14 protein-coding genes and 1 pseudogene are annotated in these 16,793 nt (G+C 66.4%); 6 read left to right on the top strand and 9 right to left on the bottom strand.

The features are described 5' to 3' along the window. Positions 1–72 precede the first annotated feature (72 nt). Positions 73–1,041, bottom strand: a complete 969-nt coding sequence (gene rpsB / locus G3I56_RS23005; RefSeq protein WP_164411890.1) for a 30S ribosomal protein S2 — start codon at positions 1,039–1,041, stop codon at positions 73–75. A 270-nt stretch (positions 1,042–1,311) separates the two neighbouring features. Between rpsB and G3I56_RS23000 the strand changes: the two genes are divergently transcribed. After that, complete coding sequence (locus tag G3I56_RS23000; RefSeq protein ID WP_164411888.1) at positions 1,312–1,926, top strand: M23 family metallopeptidase; 615 nt, start codon at positions 1,312–1,314, stop codon at positions 1,924–1,926. A 116-nt stretch (positions 1,927–2,042) separates the two neighbouring features. Here the strand turns inward: G3I56_RS23000 and G3I56_RS22995 are convergent, their stop codons facing one another. The 4 genes and pseudogenes from G3I56_RS22995 to G3I56_RS22980 form a co-directional block, all read right to left on the bottom strand. Beyond that, positions 2,043–2,600 (bottom strand): TetR/AcrR family transcriptional regulator, encoded by a 558-nt coding sequence (locus tag G3I56_RS22995; RefSeq protein ID WP_164412081.1) that lies wholly within the window; start codon positions 2,598–2,600, stop codon positions 2,043–2,045. 106 nt (positions 2,601–2,706) lie between these two features. Next, positions 2,707–3,549 (bottom strand): RNA polymerase sigma factor WhiG, encoded by an 843-nt coding sequence (gene whiG / locus G3I56_RS22990; protein WP_164411886.1) that lies wholly within the window; start codon positions 3,547–3,549, stop codon positions 2,707–2,709. A gap of 322 nt (positions 3,550–3,871) precedes the next feature. Further along, positions 3,872–5,014 carry a DNA-processing protein DprA gene (gene dprA, locus G3I56_RS22985; protein ID WP_164412079.1) on the bottom strand — a complete coding sequence of 381 codons (1,143 nt, stop codon included), beginning with the start codon at positions 5,012–5,014 and terminating at the stop codon, positions 3,872–3,874. Between the two features lie 59 nt (positions 5,015–5,073). Next, positions 5,074–5,712: pseudogene (locus G3I56_RS22980) on the bottom strand (ATP-binding protein); the annotation flags it as partial. A gap of 108 nt (positions 5,713–5,820) precedes the next feature. Here G3I56_RS22980 and G3I56_RS22975 point away from each other — a divergent pair. From G3I56_RS22975 to G3I56_RS22965, 3 genes are all read left to right on the top strand, one after another. After that, positions 5,821–7,293 carry a recombinase family protein gene (locus tag G3I56_RS22975; RefSeq protein ID WP_164411884.1) on the top strand — a complete coding sequence of 491 codons (1,473 nt, stop codon included), beginning with the start codon at positions 5,821–5,823 and terminating at the stop codon, positions 7,291–7,293. A gap of 739 nt (positions 7,294–8,032) precedes the next feature. Then, positions 8,033–9,019, top strand: a complete 987-nt coding sequence (locus G3I56_RS22970; RefSeq protein ID WP_239135036.1) for an alpha/beta fold hydrolase — start codon at positions 8,033–8,035, stop codon at positions 9,017–9,019. A gap of 329 nt (positions 9,020–9,348) precedes the next feature. Next, positions 9,349–10,203: a hypothetical protein gene (locus tag G3I56_RS22965; protein ID WP_164411882.1), complete on the top strand. Its 855-nt coding sequence runs from the start codon at positions 9,349–9,351 to the stop codon at positions 10,201–10,203. Between the two features lie 276 nt (positions 10,204–10,479). Here the strand turns inward: G3I56_RS22965 and G3I56_RS44025 are convergent, their stop codons facing one another. From G3I56_RS44025 to G3I56_RS22945, 4 genes are all read right to left on the bottom strand, one after another. Continuing rightward, on the bottom strand, positions 10,480–11,235 hold the full coding sequence (locus G3I56_RS44025; protein WP_343240032.1) for a transposase: 756 nt from the start codon (positions 11,233–11,235) through the stop codon (positions 10,480–10,482). Positions 11,236–11,245: 10 nt separating this feature from the next. Further along, complete coding sequence (locus G3I56_RS22955; protein ID WP_164411880.1) at positions 11,246–11,620, bottom strand: hypothetical protein; 375 nt, start codon at positions 11,618–11,620, stop codon at positions 11,246–11,248. Positions 11,621–11,859: 239 nt separating this feature from the next. After that, entirely contained in the window at positions 11,860–12,888 is a 1,029-nt protein-coding gene (locus tag G3I56_RS22950; protein WP_164411878.1) for a J domain-containing protein, read from the bottom strand. 115 nt (positions 12,889–13,003) lie between these two features. Continuing rightward, positions 13,004–13,861 (bottom strand): hypothetical protein, encoded by an 858-nt coding sequence (locus G3I56_RS22945; protein WP_164411876.1) that lies wholly within the window; start codon positions 13,859–13,861, stop codon positions 13,004–13,006. 147 nt (positions 13,862–14,008) lie between these two features. Between G3I56_RS22945 and G3I56_RS22940 the strand changes: the two genes are divergently transcribed. Continuing rightward, positions 14,009–14,218, top strand: coding sequence for a helix-turn-helix domain-containing protein (locus G3I56_RS22940; RefSeq protein WP_164411874.1), 210 nt, complete (start codon positions 14,009–14,011; stop codon positions 14,216–14,218). Between the two features lie 527 nt (positions 14,219–14,745). Beyond that, entirely contained in the window at positions 14,746–15,882 is a 1,137-nt protein-coding gene (locus G3I56_RS22935) for a hypothetical protein (RefSeq protein ID WP_164411872.1), read from the top strand. Positions 15,883–16,793 lie beyond the last annotated feature (911 nt).

Below are 16,793 nucleotides of genomic sequence, written 5' to 3'. Positions count from 1 at the left end.
AGATCTGCGGATCGAACGGCGGGGGCCCCATGTAGGTGCCCCCGCCGTCGACAACCCGAAGGGGTGAGGGTGTCAGGCCTTCTCGGCGTCCGCGGCCGGAGCCTCGGCGACGGGAGCCTCGACGGGGGCCTCAGCGGCAACCTCGGTCTCAGCGGCGGCGACCTCGACGGGAGCCTCCTCGACCGGAGCGTCCTCGGCAGCAGCCTCAGCGGCGGGGGTCTCAGCGGCAGCAGCCTCGGCGGCGGGCGCCTCGGCGTCGTCGGCCTTCTTCTCGCCCTCGAGGAGGTCGCGCTCCCAGGCGGCGAGGGGCTCGGCGACAGCCTTCTCGCCCTTGTCACCGGTGTTGACGCCAGAACGGGAGATGAGTCCCTCGGCGACAGCGTCGGCGATCACGCGGGTGAGCAGGGTGACGGAGCGGATCGCGTCGTCGTTGCCCGGGATCTTGTAGTCGACCTCGTCGGGGTCGCAGTTGGTGTCGAGGATCGCGACTACCGGAATGTGGAGCTTCCGGGCCTCACCAACGGCGATGTGCTCCTTCTTGGTGTCCACGATCCAGACGGCGCTGGGCACCTTGGACATCTCGCGGATACCACCGAGGGTCTTCTCCAGCTTGGCCTTCTCGCGCGAGAGCACGAGAAGCTCCTTCTTGGTGAGACCCGACGCGGCGACGTCCTCGAAGTCGATGACCTCGAGCTCCTTGAGGCGCTGCAGACGCTTGTAGACGGTCGAGAAGTTGGTGAGCATGCCGCCCAGCCAGCGCTGGTTGACGTAGGGCATGCCGACGCGGGTCGCCTGCTCGGCGATCGCCTCCTGCGCCTGCTTCTTCGTGCCGACGAACATGACCGTGCCACCGTGGGCGACGGTCTCCTTGACGAACTCGTAGGCGCGGTCGATGTACGACAGCGACTGGAGCAGGTCGATGATGTAGATGCCGTTGCGCTCCGTGAAGATGAAGCGCTTCATCTTCGGGTTCCAACGACGGGTCTGGTGACCGAAGTGGACGCCGCTTTCCAGCAGCTCCCGCATCGTGACGACGGCCATGGCCGTTCTCCTTGTGTTTCTCGGTTGTGCCGCGGGTACCGGACGGCACCCGCGCCTGACGCCCGCATACGCCTTGCCGCGAGGGACCGAGAGGCGTTGACACCCACCGTGTAGGGGCCGGATGTCGGGGCGTGCGAAGTCGACCCGGTCGCCCGGATCGCCAAAGGAAGTGTACGGGACCCGCGAGGCCTCGGGTGACGCCGATATCCACAACCGGTCAGTACTCCACAGGCCCAACCGGAGCGCCCCGAATCACGCCAGGCTCCGCCCATGCGAGCGAAACGAGGAGTACGTGCGGGCCTGGGCCTGTCGCTGGCCCTGATGCTGACCCTGACGGCGTCATCGGCGTCGTCGGCGACACGGGGAACCAGTACCGGGGCGCCCCCGCCGACAGAACCATCACCCACTACGGACGCCCCGCCCACACCCACGATCGCCCGCGCCTGGCCGGTGGGATCCCGCCCCCTGGTCCTGCGCGCCTGGGAACCGCCCCCGACCCCCTACGCCAGGGGCCACCGGGGCGTGGACCTGGCGGCAGCTCCCGGCGCCCCGGTTCGCGCGGTGGCCGCCGGCCGGGTGCACTTCGCGGGCCGGGTGGCGGGCCGGGGAGTCGTCTCCGTGGAACTCTCGAGCACGGGCACCCCACCCCTGCGGACGACGTACGAACCGGTGACGGTCACGGTCGAGAAGGGCACGGAGGTGACGGCGGGCGAGGTCGTGGGCACGGTGGAGACCGGGTCGGGACACTGCCCGACGACATGCGTCCACTGGGGCCTGCTGAGAGGCGACACGTACCTGGACCCCCTGACGCTGCTCCCTGCCTGGCTACTGCACCGGGGCCCGTCCCGTCTGCTACCGGTAACGGGCGTACCACTGCCCACCTAGCCGCAGACATGCGGGCAGCTGCGCAGCCTGCGGACATGTGTGCCGCCAAGGGCGGCACCCCGCAAGCGCGGGCAAGTGAAAGCGCCTCGACGCCCGCACCGCCTCACGGGGCCGCTTCAGCCCCGTACCCCCCGCAACGCCATCACCACAGCGGCATCCGTGATCACCGCGGGATCCTCGGCGACCCCGAACTCGATCCGCCGCACAGCCGCGTCGACGATCCCCTGCAACAGCATCGCGGCCATCCGGGGCTGCGCATGCCCGATGTCCCGCAGCGCCTCGACCACCATCGCGACGAGCCCGCCGTGCGCCGCCCGGATCTTCTCCCGGGCCCCCGCGTCCAGCTCGCTCGCCGAGATCGCCACCACGGCCCGGTGCCGCCGGTCACCCACCAGGGCGAGCTGCCGGCGCACATACGCCTCGACCTTGCCCTCGGGCTCCTCCGCCGCGGCCATCGCCGCCTCGACCTCCGCCGCCCAGACCGGGAAGTCGACCTCGCACAGTTCCTCGACGACGGACGCCCGCGACCGGAAGTACTCATAGACGGACGACCGCGCGAGCCCGGTCCGCTCGGCCAGGGCCGGGAACGTCAGCGCCTCGGTCCCGCCCTCGGACAACAGGGACCTCGCCGCGTCCAGCAGGGCGGCTCGCTGCATCGACCGGTGCTCGGCCACAGAGGCCGCTCGAATCCTTGGCACGTCAACCACTGTACGGACGGACCGCCCCGGAGGGGAGTCACTCCGGTCACCCGGGCCGCCGGAGCGGTCAGGTCAGGTCAGGTCAGCGACCGAAGCTCGCCAGCTTCGCGCGCAGCTGCAGGACCGACTTGGTGTGGATCTGGCTGACCCGGCTCTCGGTCACGCCCAACACGTTGCCGATCTCCGCGAGGGTGAGGCCCTCGTAGTAGTACAGCGTCACCACGGTCTTCTCCCGGTCGGGCAGCGTGTTGATCGCCCGCGCCAGAAACCGCCGCAGCTCCCGGCCCTCGGCCACCTCGACCGGGTTGTCGGCGGCGGTGTCCTCCAGCGTGTCCATGAGGCTCAGCCGGTCCCCGCCCTCGCCCCCCGCGTGCAGCAGTTCCTCCAGCGCCACCACGTTCGCCAGCGACAACTGGCTGAACACCGCGTGGAGATCGTCGACCGCGATGCCCATCTCGGCGGCCACCTCGCCCTCCGTCGGCGTCCGCCGCAGCCGCGCCTCCAGCGTCGTGTATGCCCGCTCCACGTTCCGCGCCTTCTGCCGCACCGACCGCGGAATCCAGTCCAGCGCCCGTAGTTCGTCGATCATCGCGCCCCGGATGCGGGTGATCGCGTACGTCTCGAACTTGATCTCCCGCCCGATGTCGAACTTCTCGATCGCGTCGATCAGCCCGAACACCCCGGAGGAGACGAAGTCCGCCTGTTCGACGTTGGGCGGCAGCCCGACGCTCACCCGGCCGGCGACGTACTTCACGAGCGGCGAGTAGTGCAGGATCAGCTGCTCGCGCAGCCGCTCGTCGCCTGTCGTCTTGTAGGAACGCCACAGCTCGTCGAGCGTCGAGGGAGCGGGCGGGCGCCCGTTACCGCCGTCACGGGCTGCCGGTGGGGCCGCCGCCCGGTCGGACCCGGAGGTGTGCTGGGGCATACGTCGCCTTGTGCCGTTCTGCCGTGAACCGGTGGTGTCTGGAGGAGTGCCCGGGTGGGCCGTCGGTCTGTTGCGGTCTGATGTCGAATTACCCGTCTGGCCGAATTGCCTGTCCGACTGCCGGTCTGCGTCGGAATCCACGTGAGCGTAGCGTGACTGAGGTGTCGCAGTGTGCGAGGCCGGGGGGACAGGGCGTACGCAGATACGTTCCGCTTGACGCCCTCCAGGGTCATACCCGTCGCCCTGTGTGACCATCGGTGCGGACCAACTGCGGGAATTACCAAGGGCGTCGGGCATCCCCCGGACGGCCGAACACGCTCGGTCAGCACCGGTCCCGGACGGACCGGACGGAGATCATCGCCTGGCGTGTCAACTTCCAGCCGTCGTCGTGTCGTTCGACGTATCCAAGTGCTCGGAGCTCGTACAGTCTGGCGACCGCGTCGTCCTTCACCGTCGACGCGCCCCGCGCGATGTCGTCCACCGTCGCCGTCCCGCGCGCGGGCAGCGCGGCCAGGACGCGTACCGCCGCCGGTTCCAGCAGGTCGCGCGGGAGCACGGGCCCCCGCCGGTCCGGCGCCAGTTCGCCCATGTCCCCGACCAGCTCGACGACTTCCGCGGCGTCGGTGACCAGCATCGCCTCCCCACGCAGGAGTTCGTGCACTCCGGCGGAGAGCCCGCTGGTTGCGGGTCCCGGCACCCCCATCGTGACCCGCCCAAGCCGCTGCGCCGCCCGCGCCGTGACGAGCGAACCGCTGCGGTACGCGGCCTCGACGACCACAGTCCCCCGGGTGAGGGCGGCGATCACCCGGTTCCGCATCACGAACCGGCTCTGCGTCGGATGGTCACCGGGCGGCAACTCACCCACCACCAGACCCTGTTCGGCGATTCTCGTGATCAACTGGGTGTGTCCGCGCGGGTAGGGCCGGTCGACCCCGCAGGCGAGTACGGCGACGGTGGCCCCGCCCGCACCGAGCGCACCCCGGTGCGCGGCCCCGTCGACCCCGTAGGCACCGCCCGACACCACCACCCACCCGCTCTCCGCGAGCCCCGCGGCGAGCGTGGCCGCCATGTGGGCGCCGTACTCGGTGCAGGCCCGGGCCCCCACCACGGCGACGGACCGCAGCGCCCACATCCGCAGGCTGGGCCGCCCGCGCACCCACAGTCCCGTGGGCCGCGCGTCCCCGAGGTCGTCGAGCTGGGCCGGCCACTCCGGCTCGCCGGGCCACACGAACCGCACCCCCGCCGCCCGCGCGACGGCGAGATCCCGCTCGGGCTCGGCCTCTGCCGCCCGAGCACACAGTCCCGCCCACCGGGTCGCGGTGACCCCGGTCGGCATCGGCCCACCGTCCCGCAGGCGCCGTACCACCTCCACGGCCCCGCACTCCCGGAGCCACCGCCCGGCGACCTCGTCCCCCGGCTCGACGACCCGGGTGAGAAAGACACGGGCAAGCCCCTCCGCGACCAGCCGTTCGGCCGGCTGTTCGCCGGGCCCGCCGCCGGCCGCCTCCCCGGCCGCATGCCCCGTCACGTCAGCGCCCCGATGGCCATCGGCACCCCTCGCGGCACTCCCGTACGCAGTTGCAGCGCCAGGGCGACGTCCCCCGCGTCGGGCCGGTCGTGGCCGACGAGGTCGGCGACGGTCCAGGCGACCCGCAGGACGCGGTCGATGCCGCGCGCGGTGAGCACACCGCGTTCCAGATTCCGCTCGGCCTCCTCCATGGCGCCGGGCACGGCATGCCATTGGCTGCGCAGTTCCCGTCCCGGCACCTCGCTGTTGGTCCGCCACGGGGTCCCCACCAGCCGCGCCGCCGCCCTCTCCCGGGCCGCTCGCACCCGCTCGGCGACCGTCGCCGTGGACTCGCCCCGCACCCCGCGCTCGACGAGTTGGGAGCGTGTGACCCGGTCCACCTCGACCCGCAGGTCGACCCGGTCGAGCAGGGGTCCGGAGAGCCGGGCCTGATAGCGCCGGATCACGGAGGGCGGGCACTCGCAGAGGGTGTCCCGCTGGGAGAAACGGCCGCACGGGCATGGATTGGCCGCGAGGACCATCAGGAACCTGGCCGGAAACCGTACGACCCCCGCGCTCCGCGCGATCACCACATGCCCGGCCTCGAGCGGCTGGCGCAGAGCGTCCAGCACCCGGCTGCCGAATTCGGGGGTTTCTGCAACTGACGGGGAAGGCACCCACTAGAAGCGCCTACCCCAAGGCGAGAAAGTCCCAGGTCAGCACTTCCCTAGGAGCGTCACTCATGCTCCACTGGAGAGTGCGCCATGTCCGATATATCCCCTACCTCCCCCCGAGGAGCCTGGAACACAGCCATCTACGCCCGCTTGAGCCGCGACCGACGAGGGCTCAGCGAGAACGTCTCCATCCAGGTCCACGAGTGCCGCGACTACGCGGACGAGAACGCCTGGCCGGTGGTCGGGGTCTTCCCCGACAACGACATCAGCGCCTCGAAGTACTCGAAGAAGCCCCGTCAGCATTACGACCTACTGCTCAGCGCCATTAGGCAGGGCCAGGTCAACATCATCCTGATCACGGAGATGCCTCGGCTGTACCGGCGGCTGGAAGAGCTGCTGGAGCTGATCAAGCTTGCCGAGACGACCAAGCTCCAGCGCATCCAGACGACCGACGGCATCAGCTACAACCTCGACAGCGCCGAAGGCATCCACGCGGCGATCAACGCGGTCAACAACGCCATGTTGGAGGCGGCCCGCCTCTCTAAGCGCATCAAGCGCAAGCAGAAGGCCCGCGCTATTGAGGGGAAGTTTCACGGCGGCGGCCGGCCCTTTGGCTACGAACCTGGCGGCCTGGTCATCCGCGAGTCAGAAGCCAGGGTCGTCCGGGAGTGTGCCCGGCGCTTCGTCGCCGGAGAGTCCATCGGCGACATCACGCGAGACCTCAACAAGAGGGCAGTACTGACCGCCACCGGCAAGCAATGGCGGATCGAGAACCTCCAGCGCACGATCATGAAGAAGCGGTACATCGGCGTGCGGGAGTACGAGGGCCAGGAGTATCCGGCGGAGTGGCCGGCCATCCTCACCCGCGAACTGTGGGACCGCATGGAGGCGCAGCGCCTGAGCAAAGAGTGGCGCTGGCCCAAGGCTCAGACCGGCGTACGCAAGTATCTGCTCACCGGCTTCATCTACTGCGGCCGGTGTGGTTCCAGGATGTACAGCGGCGGCCGGGGGCCAGAGTGCGGGCGACCGTCGCAGCGTCGGTATCGATGCCGACCGCACGACAACTACGGCAACGCCAGTGGGTGCAACAAGACCTTCCGTATCGCCGAGCCGGTCGAGTTGCTGGTGACGCAGGCCGTCTGGCATGTCTTCGACGATCCAAAGGTCGCCGTATTCCTCTCGCCAAAGGTGGACGAGGACAAGGTGCGCCACCTGGTGCAAGAGTTTGAGCGACGCAAGGGCAAGCTCGACCAGCTAGTCACCGACTACGCCACCGACGTGCTAAGCCGCGACCAGTTCATCCAGGCCAAAGGCATCGCCGAAGCATCGGTCCAGGAAGCCCGAGAAGCTTTGAGTCACTACCAGAGCGAGACGTCCCTCGCCCACCTGCCAGCAGCACAGACGATCCGGGACGCATGGGAGACCTCGGGCCTGGAGTGGCGGCGCAACATCCTGCGCTTGGTGGTCGACCGGGTCATCGTCCACCCGGGTCAACCCGGTACGCAGCACTGGCATGGTTACCGCTTCGATCCGGAGAAGATAGAGATCAAGTGGAAGTTCTAGCACCCTGGCCGACAGGCGGGCCCACACACAGCGAGGCTGATAGGGATCTGTGAAATCGGCCAGTGCCGCTCTTCGTGCACCACTCGGTTATCGTCGGCCACGATCCTGCCCGGTCACGGCCCCACCTGCGTTTCTAAGCGGCCACCCGGCCCCGCCTCACTACACCCCACGAGGAAACGAGGCGGCCACGGCCCCGACCAAGCCCGCACAGCGGCCGGAATCCCCGCCCCATCCTCACCCACCAGGAGTCCCCGCGATGGTCAGCAGTCAGTCAGCTCGCCTTCGACCTCTTCGGCCAGGAGGTGCCCGACCTGTGGACCCGACGAGCGGGAGACACGCGTGTAACTCGGCGACCGCCAATCGGAGAGTCGCGCCACCCTAAAGGCCTAGGCCGACGGCCGTGCTGTAGCGCTGGGCGGGCAGCCTTCCGATGCTGGCTCAAGGGGGCATGAGCTCCCGGACCAAGTGCACGGAACGGATGATTCGCATGGGTTGGGACTGGCGGCCACGTCCATTGCCAAAGCCAAGATGGCCCTTGCCAAAACCATGGCCACCAGCGCCAAGGCCTTTGTCATGGTGGGGTCCGTGGTGGCCATGGCCAACATGGGATTGGAGCGTCACTTTCGACCATGAGGTCACCCATACGTCCAGCGTTCCCGCGAACAATCGAGAGGCGGTCAAGCTATTCGTACGGGAGCGGAGGTACTGGTGGCCCTCACCGGTACGCAAACCCGTGCTCATGCTTCACGGCAGGAGTGCTCCGGTGCTCGCCGGCTTCGATCTCCAGTACAAGACGTACAGCTGGGCTGAGGCACTGGCGCAGGCCGGTTACGACGTCTTCATGATGGACCTCCAGGGCTCCGGGCGGTCACCTCGTCCCGAGATGGGCTCCCCGTGCAACCTCAGCAAAACCGACCAGGAGCTGCTCACCCCACGGCCGCCAGGCTTCACCCCGTGCAGCCCCAGCTACCCGTTCCAGCTGAACAACTCCGACAGCGACCAAGCCGAGCTGCACACCGTCGTGGAGTACATCAAGCAGGAGTGCAAGGTGCCGAAAGTCGCCTTCGTCGGCTGGTCCGCAGCAGCGTTCACGATGGGACCCTACGCGGTCCAGCACCCGGAGAACGTGGAGAGCATGTTCCTGCTGGCGCCGATCTTTCCGCCCCAGGCCACGTCGAGCCCACCAAGCCCGCTACCGAGCTCGGGGGTTCCGATGTCCCTCGGTACGAGATACGGCCTGGAGAAGGCGTGGAACCTTGAGCTGCGCTCCCCGGACCAGCGGGAACCCGGCATGGTGGAAGCGGTGTGGGCGGCGCACATGGACAGCGATCCGGTCGGCAGGACCTGGGGACCACCGGAAGGCCTGAACCGCATCAGGAGTTTTGTCCGGTGGGGATGGAACGAGACAACCGCGGGGCAGAGCGGGGTCCTGGGCGGAGACGTGCCCGTGCTGATCGTGGACGGGGAGCACGACAGGACGGCGAACACGACGCCGCCGAGCTCTACGGAGTTCACCTTCTCGGTCCGCGCGCTGTACGACGCAATCACCGGACCCCACAAGGTGATGGTCAGAGCACTCGGTGCCAGCCACCAGATGCCTTGGGAACAACAACACCAGAATCTACACAACTTGTCGACGCAGTGGATCAAGGACCGGCAGGTCGGCGGCGAGACCACGGGCGTCTTCGTCATGGACAAGAACGGCGTGATCAGCCCGGCTCCGTGAGCGCCACCTCCACACCCGTCATCCCAGCCGGAGTGGTCTATGTAGGCACCGAACGCAGGGGGCTGCTCGCCCTCTCGGCAACCTCCCTGGCCTGAGGCCTGCGGTCGTGCCTTAACGTCCGCCCTCCCGAGTGGCGCCCATCTGCAAGGAGCAGCCGAAGTGAGGGAGCACGGCCACCGGGCGCCAGAGCCGGCCTTCTACGGTCGCGCTGGTGGGTCCCTGCGTGCCCGCCTCAGACAGGCACAGCCGATCAATAAGGCCTAGCCTGGACAGGTACGAGCGCAGGAGAGCGTGTCCCGAGGGGTCGATACGGCTTGGAGGTACGCCTCATGGCTACGCATGTCTTCGACTCGTTCGACGCGTCAGGAAATATTCGCGTGTCTGTTTTCAGGGAAAACACAACGACCCCAGCCAGCATCCACATCGATCATGAGTGTGAGGTGCCCAGTGAGTCCGTAGTCATCGGGGGCGGGTCAGCAAATAATGCGGGGGCGGGTGCCCTCCTGTTCGCGTCCTACCCGCGAGGAGACCTCGGGGCCTGGCTGGTCTCCTCCAAGGATCACCTTGTCAGCTCGCCGCACCTTCTCTCGTGCTACGCCCTGGGTATGCAAGTGAAAGGCATGACCCGCGAGCAGCTCGTGTCCGCAATCCAGGTCACCGATGCGACGGGTCTCTCAGCCGCACACCCCATGGCCTCTGCACAGGCGCCGCTGAGTTCTCACTTCCTGATCGGCGGCGGCTTCCGGGTGAACATGCGGCCAACCGACCCCGGAAACCTGGCCACTGCCTCATACCCGGAGTTCGATCAGGAATGGAGCGTCAAGGCAAAGGATCACGGCGTTCCCTCCGAAGCAACTATCACATCCTTCGCTGTCGCCATCACCAAGCAATTGACCACGGCAAGCTCAGGAACGCTCGACCTGGAAGTGGGAGTATCAAGCGGATTCGCCGGGCCGTCAGATCACCCGCTAGCAGAAGCAATTCTGCCATTTGGATTTGCTCTAACCGGAATCGGGGCGGAGGTGCGTTACAGCGAACCCGGACAGATGCTCATGCTACTCAGGCCGCAAAAGAATGGGTCTACTCCCGAGGGGCACGGGGTATCTGCCGCCTCGAAAGACCATGCCGGATACCCCTCACACGACATAATCAAGGTGTGGGCTCTCGGGATCCGAGCCCTGTAGGTCGCGGCCGGGCGAGGATTCGGGTCCGTAGCAGTCGGAAGCCGGCTCGGCCGTACATGGCTCTCTTGATCGTTTTCACGCGATTGACATGGCCTTCGACCTTGCCGGAGCTCCATTCGTTGGGTGAGTCCGGCGGTGACGGCGTCGAAGTCCTGGCGGAGGAACGCGGCGAACTTGGCGACCGGGAGAACGTCGGACTGTTCGGCCTGGCGGATCCAGGCGGGCAACAGTTGGCCTCGGCGGTTGCGGACGAGATCCGTGAAGGCTCGGGCGAGGTCACAGGCCCGGGCGATGTCCGGGCACGCGAGGCGGGCCCGGTCGAGGTGCTCGACCTCCTGGGGGCTGAGGCGCTCGCGGTTGCGCACGATCCAGGAGGTGATCCGGCGCGGGCTCGGGATTTCCGCTGGAGCGGCCGGGGCCGTGCCAGGCTTTCAGGGTTCGCAGGTAGGGCGTGAGTGTCGAGTAGCCGCCGCGGAATCCGCGTTCGCGGATCTGCTTGAACAGCGTGCGGCCGTTGGTGATGCCGGCAGCGTACTGCTGCTGTAGGAAGGGCTTGAACCCGTCCAGCTTCTTGGGGCGGCGGTCGCGGGTGCTGTTGAGGAGGTGGTCGCGGCTGGTGTCACGGTAGCGGCGGACCGTCTTGCGGTCGAGACCGAGGCGGCGTGCGATGTCACTGAGCGGATGGCCGACCACGACCATGCGCGTGACCTCGGCGTGGTGATGGAGAACTCGCTGCACGATCCGCGTGGGCGGCAAGGCGTCCACCAGCGGCATCTGGATGAGGCGGTCGCCTCCCCGTTCCGCGTGCTTCTTCAGGCACGGCCGGTGCTGATGGCAGGTCTCCTCAACCGCGTCGGAGAGGTTCTGGAGCAGGTGCCAGCGGTCCGCGATTTCCATGGCGTCCGGCGCGGCTTCCTTGATTGCCTTCGTGTAGGCGCTGGCTCGGTCCCGGCAGATGATCTCTGCTCCGGGGTGAGCAGTCAGCCAGGCGGCGAAGGTCTCCGAGGTACGGTCGGGCAGGACGTCGACCACCCGACCTGCCTCAACGTCGACCAGGATGGTGCCGTACCGACGCCCGCGGCTCCTCCAGCAGTCCCACCAGGCGGGTCCGGCCCGCCGCCAGGTTCAGCTTGCGGCACAGCCGCTCGCCGGCCCGTCCGCCGAGCTCGACGGCCACCGTCGTCAGCCACTCCTTCAGCCCGAGGCTGGAGCGGCGGTAGAGCTCCGTCAGTTGGCCGACCTGCTCGACGAACGTCCTGCGGGTGCACGATTTGCGATCGCAGAAGAAGCGCCGCACCCGCAGACGAACGACCAACTTCCGCCCGCCCAGGGGTCGCTCCGAAGGTTGCGGCGGTAGGTCGAGTGCACTCTGCGTCCCCGCCATCGGCAGCTCGGGCAGGACGGTGGCCGTCCGCACGCTGCGGCGTCGACGAACAGCATCGCGGCGGTGACGCTTACGCCCTCCATCCGCACATGGATCCCGGGAAACAGCACGTCTTCGATCGCGGAGGCCCCCATGATCGAGAACTGCCCCGAGTGAACGTTCCTGCATTCACCCTCTGACCTGGGCTTTCACGGAATCGCGGTCAGAACCAAATTCAATGAGCCTCATCAAGGCTGGAGTGCGGGGCAGGGAACCGTAGGTTTCCGTCGTCGTCAGCGACACATCCAGGAGTATGCGTCGTTTCGATCGCCTGGTTCCGCCGTAGTTCGCGGGTACTGATCCTGACAGGCTGTATCGAAGTCTTTCTGGGTCAGCTTGGGACCGTTGCGTCCGCATGACCAGGTGAACGCGGCGCGCGGAGCATGGATGCGTCTGCCGGTGAGATCGGTGGCGGAGCGCTGGCCAGGGAGCCACGGTGTTTCGGGCCAGCAGTAATAGTCCAGGTCCACGGCGTACTTGGTCGGCGGATGCTGGCCACGGTCAGGCTCCCAGACAGTGGTGTCCAGGATGTATTCGGCTCCCAGCAAGAGAACTATCAACAGCACCAGGAAGCCGAGGACTATCTTCCAGCCCAGGACAGTCAGCCGGATGTGGCGCCAGTTGGCGAGGCTCGGCGGCGGCGCGGGCGGCGTCCGGATGAAAGCGGTAACACCCACAGTGGCGGTGACGCCGTCCAGGTGGATGTTCAGCCGCTCAGTGAGCCGGCCGAGAGCGTGGTCAGGTGCGACTAGCCCACCCTGGATGCGGATGATCAGACATGTGGCGTCGTGCACGAGGGGCTCCGACGTCACATGCCAGAACGAACCCATCGTGTTCAGGACTCGCCCGAAGCGAATCGGTGAGCCGTCATCGAAGCCCGCCTCTACCACCTGCTCCTGCGCCTCGGCACCCGTCCAGACCGGCCCCAGGTTGATGTATCGGTGATTCAGGACGATTGTGCGGGGCTGCGGTGGTGGCGCCGGAGGAGGGGGTGGAGGCGGTTCGCGGTACTGCTCGCGCTTCGCGTTGCCTGCTGCCCGGCAGTCGAGGTCGTAGACAGCCCGCTTGCCGGGGTCCATCAGCGTCTCGTACGCCAGATTGAGTAGGACCATCTCGTCGTGGGCCGCTGCGGCCTCCGCGGGCGGGCGACCATCGGGGTGGCTCTGCCGCATCCGGGCGCGGAAAGCAGTACGGATGGCGGCCAGGTCCGCATCCTTTGAAAGCCCAAGCACGGCATACAGATCAATGGACACTGTGTTCATGACCGTCCCCGTGCTAGCGCGAGACCAACGGCGCCGCCGGACGATCCTGAAATGTCCTGGATGGAGCCGGCAGAGTCACATACCTGCTGACCCACGAGAACGAACGATCCCGGGCTCATTCGGCATCATCCGGATCGTCTTTCGACTGAGTCTTGTTCAGCGGGTCCGGGGTTCGAGTCCCTGACAGCGCACCATCTGCGATCTGGACGCTCTCCCCTGGGGGAGGACGCCCTGGGCCGCTTTCGGGATCGGATGCTAGCGAGGGGCGCCTTGCCGTCTGTGCGTCGCCAGGTTTGGCTCCACGGAGGTCGTGTTCCAGTTCGGTCAGCAACTCCCGGGTGATGTGGCCTCGCATGGTGGCCAGTTGCCCCTTGGATGCCTCGGGCCGGCGTTCTTGGAGCCGCCGATCCCGTTCCTGCGACAAGGTCCGGTTCCACCGTTGCAGCGCCACCAGGTTGACCCACTCCGGCGACGTTCCGACCTTGCGGGCAACGTGCCGTTCGGCCTCACCGACGCTGGCAACCGCCCGTTCAACGAGAGCAGGGTCTGCCTGCCCACATCGCTGTACCTCCGCCAGGAAGTCAGACGTCCGATTGACCAGAGCCAGCGACTCGGTGATCTCGACCGCCCGCTCAGGCATGGCCTGAACAGCAGCCGTATTGCCGGACAGCAATGCCTTCACCGCGCCAACCGTTAGTCGCGCCCCCGGCGACAGTTCCACGAGGTCATCCGACGCTCCAGCAACGAAGTCGGCCGGCGACACCTCGAAGGCGAGCGCCAGCAGGAGCACTTCCTCCAGCGCTATGCGCCGAGCCCCTACTTCCGCCTGGGCGACGGTTCCACGGATCCAGGTCGTCAGGCCGTGCTGCTGAAACAGTGCGGCAGCCTCTTCTTGCTTCAGGCCACGGGCCTTCCTGATCTCTCGCAGGCCAGCTCCGAGTACCTGCCGCAGGGTTTGTGGCGTCTGTTTCATGGAGTCACCTCTGGGAGGAAGGTGACTCAACGGTACGTCGTGATCTGCTCATGAACAAGAGCGGTTGACTTGCAACAAACTAGGGCGAATCATCTGCTCTTAGAACAGAGCACACCACCGCAGGTGAGGTGAGCCGCATGGCCTGGCATGAGCCAGGCCGAGCTGTTGGAACTGCCGGTCGCCATCGACCTCGTCACCGCCGCCCGCGCCTTGGGCATCGGGCGCACGCGGGCCTTCGAGTTGGTCCGCCGCGGCGAGTTCCCGGTACCCGTACTACGCGTCGGGGCGACTTGGCGTGTACCCACCGCACCCCTGCTTGGAATGCTGGGCATAGCCACCACGACCAGCCCCCAATGACCGCTAGACCTTGCCCCGCGCGACACCGAAAGGCATACCCGGCCGCCAGCCAGCCCACGGGCACGGTGTCCGCGGATGGGGCACACGAGCCAGCGCATGCGCCCCTAAATCCTCGAACGGACAAGCGTTGACCGCACACCCAGGCGTTGCATGCAGGCGTCAGAACGCCCCGGGTAACTCGTTCAGGGAGAGAAACACGAACCCTCCGGCGTGTCGTGGACAGAGAAACTGACGATCGCGCGCGTTGACTTCCGTGCCGTCATGTTGGGAATTCCACCAGCAGCGCAGCAGGGTACGTCCAGTTTGGCTCTATATCCACCACAGACTGAACGATTCTTCTTTGGCCACGGATTTATGCACCTGGTGCAAACTGTCACGACACTTCGATATGTCGACTTGGTGACGACGTAAGCGCGCACGCCAGGTCGACATCCATGCACTAATCTTCGACTGGACTCAAGGTGGCCCGCCTCTCGCGCCTCCGAGAGTGCTTTGTTCTGATTCGCGCCAGTGGGAGCCTCCCACCGGTGCTCGTCACTCAAACCCGTAATACGGGCGATACGAGCGAAGGGTTCAAAGGTTCGATGGCGCGTAAGGTGCCGCGCGAGTTCCCCGGGCGGCCGATCCGCAAGGATCAGCTGGAGCTTCTCGTTGAGGCCGTTGAACGTGAGTTCCCCTCACCTTCAGAACGAGTATTCTCCGTCACGGTGGAGGACGGTGACCACGACGACCCCTCCTTTGAGAGTGTCATGAAGGCGGCGGGCCACCCCGCCTTCGTCAATAATCTGACGATTAATGCTCAGACTGGAGACAAGAGCTTTACGTTCGAGATCAAAAATGGCCTGATCAAGATCAAGGCTGGAGGGGGAGACCGGCACTTCCCGGCCGGGTTCTGCGAAGAGGTCGAGACCATCCTCAGGAAGAGTTCCTCCTGGCTGCACCGGACCCTCCCGAAGCACACGCGGCGCATCATCGACTGGTGCCTGTTGCCCTTGGAAGCGGTTATGGCTGTGGCCGCCATCTTGATGACCTCACTCATGCTCAGCTGGGTCGCGGTAGTCAGCGCGGTCTGCTGCTCCGTAGCTACACTGCTGATCACGCTGGTTGCACGGCGTCGATTTACGACGTACATCTTGCTGAAGGATGATTCCCGGGAGCCCTGGAAGCGGGCAGAGAAGCTGGCCCTCACAGGCATGCTCGTCCCGATCATCGTGGCCCTGATCGTCAACGTGCCGACCTGGTTCAAGGACGATGGGGCGCCGGTGACGCCGAAGTCCGGCTCTACCGGGCAGTCGTCGGAATCCGCCGAGGCGACGGCCTCGCGCGCCACGGCCTCCGCCTTGTCCCGCGACACTCAGCGCTCGCCTCTGACGACAGTCAGAGTCGAGCCCCATTTCGGTCCCGCCGGCGAGCCCTTCCTACTGACCGGCAAAGGCTTCGAGCCGGGCGCCGATGTCTGGGTGGAACTGGTCGCAGGGCGGGGGACAACCTTGTCAAAGGACAAGGCTGAACGTCGTCTCGTTCGAGCGAACGACGAGGGCGAGATCCAGCCGGAGAAGATCACCGTCGGGCGTGGTGTTTGCTGCTCCGGAGGGACGATCCGAGTAGTAGTCGACCCGGAGGGAAAAGTGGCCGCGGTTGAGACCACATACCAGCTGAAGTGACCGAGCCATCGGTAGCTACGATCTATGTCCCGGGCTACCGGTCGGCATACGCGTCGTACAACGTCCACGCAGGTCTGGCCTGAGCTGACGTTTCGTCGAACTGACCGTTCGGCAATGACAGTTGCATGATGCCCTGCCCCGTTTCCAGGGAGCATTCACCGGCCGCCGAGGCACACAAGGCAAGGGGAATCGGCGCGCTTCCCAGTCAAGATCAGCTACACCACGTCACGGGACATCATCGGGCGCAGTCGTCGGACCGCGACCGTATTCACAATCTCGCGCCCTAGTCAGGTATTGAAAGGCTACTAGGCGCAACTTAAGCACCTGCCTATCTTTTGCGCCTTTCATACGCGTGACTATTTGCACACATTCATCGACGGCGTCCCAGCACTCTAGGTCGCTAAGAGTTTCCAGCTTGGCAGCCCAGGCCTTAGCCAAACCGGGCCGGTCGTCTGCCTTTTTGAAGCTTATGATTGCTCTTTCGATCCAGGGCAAGCTCTCTTGTCTCTGGCCCTGGATGGCGAGCTCATGCGCGCAGTCGAGGAATGCATGAGCAGCATAAGAAATGGGGCCGTGGTTCTCGAATATCTGAGCAGCCCGGCTGAGTTCAATGAAGGCGCAATCTCCCTGCCCCTCCCGGGATAGCATCTTCCCGAGTACGGCCCGGGCCACCGCTTCCTTGAACAATTCGCCTGCCGCTACATACTTCTCCACTGTCGCCCTGGCGCTCGAAAGCATCTGCTCGTTAGAAGCGTTGCCGCAACACATGATGAATCATCTCCGCAGAGGGACACTACTCAATCACTGCGTGGGCAAATTTCGATCCGTTTGAGTCTGCAAGCGTGACCTGCTCACCAGCACCGAAAGTGCCCAGCACCTTGGCTTCCGTAGGCATTCTAGCGGTCGTGTCG

The sequence above is a fragment of the Streptomyces sp. SID12488 genome (assembly GCF_010548275.1).
Taxonomy (GTDB): Bacteria; Actinomycetota; Actinomycetes; order Streptomycetales; family Streptomycetaceae; genus Streptomyces.
The sequence above is the reverse complement of the archived record's forward strand: the minus strand, read 5'-3'. Positions and strand labels throughout refer to the sequence as shown.

What these genes read in the sequence shown, in the direction of transcription:
- rpsB (WP_164411890.1), bottom strand. Translation starts at nt 1,041, where the DNA reads ATGGCCGTCGTCACGATGCGGGAGCTGCTGGAAAGCGGCGTCCACTTC.
- whiG (WP_164411886.1), bottom strand. Translation starts at nt 3,549, where the DNA reads ATGCCCCAGCACACCTCCGGGTCCGACCGGGCGGCGGCCCCACCGGCA.
- G3I56_RS22975 (WP_164411884.1), top strand. Translation starts at nt 5,821, where the DNA reads ATGTCCGATATATCCCCTACCTCCCCCCGAGGAGCCTGGAACACAGCC.
- G3I56_RS22940 (WP_164411874.1), top strand. Translation starts at nt 14,009, where the DNA reads ATGAGCCAGGCCGAGCTGTTGGAACTGCCGGTCGCCATCGACCTCGTC.
- G3I56_RS22945 (WP_164411876.1), bottom strand. Translation starts at nt 13,861, where the DNA reads ATGAAACAGACGCCACAAACCCTGCGGCAGGTACTCGGAGCTGGCCTG.
- G3I56_RS22965 (WP_164411882.1), top strand. Translation starts at nt 9,349, where the DNA reads ATGGCTACGCATGTCTTCGACTCGTTCGACGCGTCAGGAAATATTCGC.
- G3I56_RS22970 (WP_239135036.1), top strand. Translation starts at nt 8,033, where the DNA reads ATGCTTCACGGCAGGAGTGCTCCGGTGCTCGCCGGCTTCGATCTCCAG.
- G3I56_RS22950 (WP_164411878.1), bottom strand. Translation starts at nt 12,888, where the DNA reads ATGAACACAGTGTCCATTGATCTGTATGCCGTGCTTGGGCTTTCAAAG.
- G3I56_RS23000 (WP_164411888.1), top strand. Translation starts at nt 1,312, where the DNA reads ATGCGAGCGAAACGAGGAGTACGTGCGGGCCTGGGCCTGTCGCTGGCC.